This window comes from Streptomyces sparsus, from assembly GCF_054776295.1.
Window position 1 is genome coordinate 1 of record NZ_BAAHCA010000670.1, and the last position, 2,708, is coordinate 2,708.

Consider the following 2,708-nt stretch of genomic DNA (forward strand, 5'->3'; position numbering starts at 1 on the left):
CAGCCGGCCGCCCTTGCGCCCCGCCTCGTAGGAGACGCCGCCGACCGCCGTCAGCGGCACGGTCAGTTCGCCGAGCGCGGTGCGCAGCGGGTGCACGCCGCGCCCCCGCCCGGGCACCAGACGCAGTGCCGTGCCGTCGAACGTCCAGGTTCCGCCGCGCTGAGTGAGCTCCGCCATGCCCGTGATTGTCTCAGCAGCCGCCGGCTGTCAGAGCCGGTCCATCCCCAACTCGCGGGCGATCAGCATGCGCTGGACCTCGCTGGTGCCCTCGCCGATCTCCAGGATCTTGGAGTCGCGCCACATGCGGGCCACCGGGTACTCGTTCATGAAGCCGTAGCCGCCGTGGATCTGGGTCGCCTCGCGGGCGTTGGTGACGGCGCTCTCCGAGGAGTACAGCTTCGCGATGGCCGCCTGCTTCTTGAAGGGCTCGCCGGCCAGCAGCCGGGAGGCCGCGTCCCGCCAGGCGATCCGGGAGGTGTGGGCACGCATCTCCATGTCGGCCAGCTTGAACTGGATGGCCTGGTTGGCGCCGATCGGCCGCCCGAAGGCCATGCGGGTGCTCGCGTAGGACACCGACTCGTCGACGCAGCCCTGGGAGAGGCCGGTGGCGAGCGCCGAGATGGCGATCCGGCCCTCGTCGAGGATGCGCAGGAACTGGGCGTAGCCGCGCCCCTCCTCGCCGAGCAGGTTGGCGGCCGGCACCCGCACGTCGGCGAAGGACAGCTCCCGGGTGTCGGAGGCGTTCCAGCCGACCTTGGAGTAGGGCGCGGCGACGGTGAACCCGGGAGTGCCGGACGGCACGATGATCGAGGAGATCAGCGGGGAACCGTCGTCCTTGCGGCCGGTGACCGCGGTGACGGTGACGAGCCCGGTGATGTCGGTGCCGGAGTTGGTGATGAAGCACTTGGTGCCGTTGATCACCCACTCGTCGCCGTCGCGCACCGCGGTGGTGCGGGTGCCGCCGGCGTCCGAGCCGCACTCCGGCTCGGTCAGGCCGAACGCGCCGAGCAGTTCACCCGAGCACAGCCGGGGCAGCCACTCGCGCTTCTGCTCCTCGGTGCCGAAGCGGAAGACCGGCATGGCGCCGAGCGACACCCCCGCCTCCAGCGTGATGGCCACCGAGGAGTCGACCCGGGCCAGCTCCTCCAGGGCCAGGCACAGGGCGAGGTAGTCGCCGCCCATGCCGCCGTACTCCTCGGGGAAGGGCAGGCCGAACAGGCCCATGCGCCCCATCTCGCGGACGATCTCGTAGGGGAACTCGTGCCGCTCGTAGTAGTCCCCGATCTTCGGCGCCACGACGTCGTGCGCGAACGCCTCGACGGTGCGGCGCAGCTCCTCGTGTTCGGGGGTGAGGCGGTGGTCCAGGGACATGGCGGTTCACTGCTCCTTGTGGGAGAGGGCACGGACGGTGCGTGACGGGCTGGGCCGGCCCAGCCGGGCGGCCATCCACGCGCTGGTGGCGGTGAGACAGCCGAGGTCGACCCCGGTGTGGATGCCGAGGCCGTGCAGCATCCAGACGAGGTCCTCGGTGGCGAGATTGCCGGTGGCGCTCTTCGCGTACGGGCAGCCGCCGAGCCCGCCCGCCGAAGCGTCCACGGTGGTGACGCCGTGCTGGAGGGCGGCAAGGGTGTTGGCCAGTGCCTGGCCGTAGGTGTCGTGGAAGTGGACGGCGAGCCGGTCGACGCTGACGCCGGCCTCCTGGAAGGCGGTGAGCAGCGCGCCGACGTGGCCGGGCGTGGCGACGCCGATGGTGTCGCCCAGGCTCAGCTCGTCGCAGCCGAGGTCGAGCAGGCGGCGACCGACGGCGACGACCTTCTCGATCGGCACCGGGCCCTCCCACGGGTCGCCGAAGCACATCGAGAGGTATCCGCGCACGGCGGCGCCGGCCTCGGCCGCCGCCGCGACGACGGGCTCGAACATGGCCAGCGACTCGTCCACGCCGCGGTTGAGGTTGGCCCGGGCGAAGGACTCGGTGGCGCTGCCGAACACGGCGACGTCGCGGGCGCCCAGGTCCAGGGCTCGCCGCAGGCCGCGCATGTTGGGTACCAGGACCGGCAGCCGGACCTCCCGCGGGGCCGTCATCAGCGCGGACACCTGCGGGAACAGCGCTTCGGCGTCGGCGAGCTGGGGCACCCACTCGGGGCGCACGAAGCTGGTGGCCTCCACGGTGGTGAGGCCGGCGGCGGCCAGCCGGTGCACGAACTCGGCCTTCACCTCGACGGGTACGACGGCCTGCTCGTTCTGCAGTCCGTCGCGCGGCCCGACCTCGTGGATGCGGACCCGGGCGGGCAGCCCGGGCGCCGGCACGGCCATCGGCAGCCCCTCCGGCCCGGCGGACACCGGGGCGGCGCCGGGTCCGGGTGAGTCGGGGGTGGACGGGTCCGGGGCGGGAGAGTCGGGGGCGGGGGTCACGGGGCGTCCTCCTCGGCGAGCGGTTCCACCACGGCGAGCACCTGGTCCATCGCCACGGTGCTGCCCGCGGTGCCGTCCAGCGCGGTGACGGTGCCGGCGTGCGGGGCGGCGATGACGTGCTCCATCTTCATCGCCTCCACCACCACCAGCGTCTGTCCGGCGGTGACGCTGTCCCCGACCGCGGCCTTCACCACGGAGACGGTGCCGGGCATCGGGGCGGTGAGCGCGTCGCCGTGCGCACCGGCGCCGCCGCGCAGCATCGCGGCCACCGGGTCGTGGTCGCGCACCCACCAGCC

At 73.3% G+C, this 2,708-nt stretch carries 4 protein-coding genes; all 4 read right to left on the reverse strand.

Annotation, left to right across the window (positions count from 1 at the left end; all coding sequences use genetic code 11):
* Nucleotides 1–177 (reverse strand): DUF4429 domain-containing protein (locus ACYVE9_RS21905; protein WP_461029605.1); only part of this gene is annotated, 177 nt, incomplete at its 3' end.
* Between the two features lie 30 nt (nucleotides 178–207).
* A complete protein-coding gene (locus tag ACYVE9_RS21910; protein ID WP_461029603.1) occupies nucleotides 208–1,371 on the reverse strand; it encodes an acyl-CoA dehydrogenase family protein in 1,164 nt (387 codons plus the stop codon).
* A gap of 6 nt (nucleotides 1,372–1,377) precedes the next feature.
* The gene (locus ACYVE9_RS21915) at nucleotides 1,378–2,313 is read right to left on the reverse strand and encodes a hydroxymethylglutaryl-CoA lyase (protein ID WP_461029606.1); all 936 of its coding nucleotides are present in this window, start codon (nucleotides 2,311–2,313) and stop codon (nucleotides 1,378–1,380) included.
* Between the two features lie 95 nt (nucleotides 2,314–2,408).
* Nucleotides 2,409–2,708: acyl-CoA carboxylase biotin carboxyl carrier protein subunit (locus ACYVE9_RS21920; protein ID WP_461029604.1), on the reverse strand; the 300-nt coding region annotated here is incomplete at its 5' end.

What these genes read in the sequence shown, in the direction of transcription:
- ACYVE9_RS21910 (WP_461029603.1), bottom strand. Translation starts at nt 1,371, where the DNA reads ATGTCCCTGGACCACCGCCTCACCCCCGAACACGAGGAGCTGCGCCGC.
- ACYVE9_RS21915 (WP_461029606.1), bottom strand. Translation starts at nt 2,313, where the DNA reads ATGGCCGTGCCGGCGCCCGGGCTGCCCGCCCGGGTCCGCATCCACGAG.